This window comes from Rhizobacter sp. P2_H2 (assembly GCF_056403375.1).
The window spans coordinates 1-2,119 of sequence record NZ_JBFUFP010000948.1; the positions used below are offsets into that span (position 1 = coordinate 1).

At 73.9% G+C, this 2,119-nt stretch carries 2 protein-coding genes; both read right to left on the minus strand.

The features are described 5' to 3' along the window. Positions 1-900, minus strand: a 900-nt coding sequence (locus AC1D15_RS28595) for an ATP-binding protein (protein ID WP_477828675.1), incomplete at its 3' end; no start/stop codon positions are given. Next, positions 884-2,119 (minus strand): contractile injection system tape measure protein (locus tag AC1D15_RS28600; RefSeq protein WP_477828676.1); only part of this gene is annotated, 1,236 nt, incomplete at its 5' end. The genes AC1D15_RS28600 and AC1D15_RS28595, both read right to left, overlap by 17 nt.

The window sequence follows — 2,119 nt, forward strand, 5'->3', positions numbered from 1 at the left end:
GTCGAACACCTGGGCCAGGTTCTTCTCGGTCTCGCCGATGAACTGCGAGACCACCATCGACAGGTCGATGCGGTAGACATCGCTGCCGACCTCCTGGCCGATCAGCGTCGCGGTCAGCGTCTTGCCGGTGCCCGGMGGGCCGTAGAACAGGCTGCGGTAGCCGGGCTTCAGCGCCTTGTCGAGCCGCCAGTCGCGCAGCAGCCGCTGGCCGTGGCGGAACCAGGTGACGATGGCCTGCACCTCGTCCATCACCTCGCCGTCGAGCACCAGGTCGCTCCAGCCGAGCCGCGTGGTGATGCGCCGCGCCGGGAAGCCGATGCCGTAGTCGGGCTTGCGCGCCTCGCCGGTGGCCAGCCGCTCCAGCGTGTCGCCGCTGACGTGCAGCGCGGCGCTCAGCCACGGTTCGCCCGGCCCGTCGTGCTGCAGCCGCAGCAGCCCGTGGCGGCGCAGCGGGCGGTCCTCGTCGAGCAGGCGCTGCAGCGCAAAGCGGCGCGCCAGGTCTTCGCCGGCGACCAGGAAGGCCGCCGTCTCGCAGGTCGGCAGGAAGCCGCCGTGCGAGCGCCCCTTCCACCCGCCGAACTCGCTGAAGCCGCGGTCGAGGTTGCGGTTGCGCACGAACAGCATGTCGAGCAGTTGCGGTTTCAGGTGCGGCGCCAGCGCCAGCGCGAGCACCAGGCGCTCGTCGGCGTCGAGTCCGGCCGCGTGCACCAGGTCGGCGTAATCGCCGTCGTCGCGGGCAAGTGCCGGCGCCGCCATCGGCAGCGCCACCGGCGCCTCGGCCTGTCCGAAGTGCAGGCTGATGCGCGCCTGCAGCACGCGCTCCAGCCATGCGAGTTCGCGCCCGACCACGCGGGCATTCAGCTCGACGCGCAGGAGCCGCAGGTCAGCGCCACTCGACATGCAGCACCTCCTTCATCCACGGATGGCGGATCGTCGCGTAGCCCCACGGCAGCTGGTCGATCAGCATGTCGAACGGGCGCGGCTCGATGTTCAGCTGCCAGTGCTCGTCGGCATGCTGCAGCCGGCCCTCGCGCTGCAGGAAGGTCTCTCTCAGCCCGGCCACCGAGGTACTGCCGAGCACCTTCCAGTGCTGGGTGACGGCGGCCAGCAGCCCATCGACGGCGCTGCGCTCGGCCTCGGTCGGCGCGAGTTCGCGCGGCACCGGCAGCGCGAGCTCGATGCCGCACAGCAGCTTGTTCAGCACCAGCGCCGGCTCGGGCGCGGCGGCCTCGCCGGTCACCATCAGCTGCAGCAGCAGCGCCGCGCGCTCGGCTGCCTGCGGGCCGGTGAAGGCGCGCTCGTCCGACAGCCCGAGCATCATGAACAGGCGCGGCATGTACGGCGCCACCAGCACCAGCCCGGCGTTGCCGACCGACAGCAGCTCGCTCACCGGCGGCAGCATCCCGGCCGGCGGCGTGTCGATCGGCTCGGGCGTGGGTGTCGCCGGTTCGGCGCGCTTGCCACGCCCGAAGCCGAGCGCTGCCACGGCCGACGCCAGCACCGCGGTGGCCGCGCGCACGACGCGCTCGAACCAGCCCGGCGGCGCGGCCGGCACGCTCGCGGCCACCACCTGCGCGCGCATGTGGTCGGCATAGCGCCACGCATCGAACGGCGCCGCGCCGCGCTGCATCGCATGCTGCAGCGTGGCCTGCCACAGCAGCTGGCGGCGGCCGAGGCGCTCGTCGGTGGAGGCCGGCGTGCCCTCGGCCACCTGCGCGATCCAGTCGTCGACGGCGGCCGTCAGCCCGCTGCCGAGCCACAGCCCGAGCACCTGCTTCAGCACGGCCTGCGGCAGCGCACGCACGATGCGCTGCCGCAGCGCGGCGCTGTCGCCCAGCCGCTGCAGCGTGGCCTTCAGCCAGTCGCGGTCGTCCTTCAGCAGCGGCGCCCAGGCCTGCACCACCGACTGCAGCGGATCGCTGCTGGCCGAGAACGCCGAGCCGGCCTGCAGCGCCGCCAGCAGCTGCGCGCGCAGCAGCGGCAGCGCGGTCGCGTGCGGCGCGCCGGCATGGGCGATCGCCTGGCCGAGCACCGCCTCCCACAGCGCAGCCGTGCCGAGCGCCGCGGCCCGCAGCAGCCGGTCGGCCGCCGCCGGCTCGCCGGGCATCAGCGCATGCAC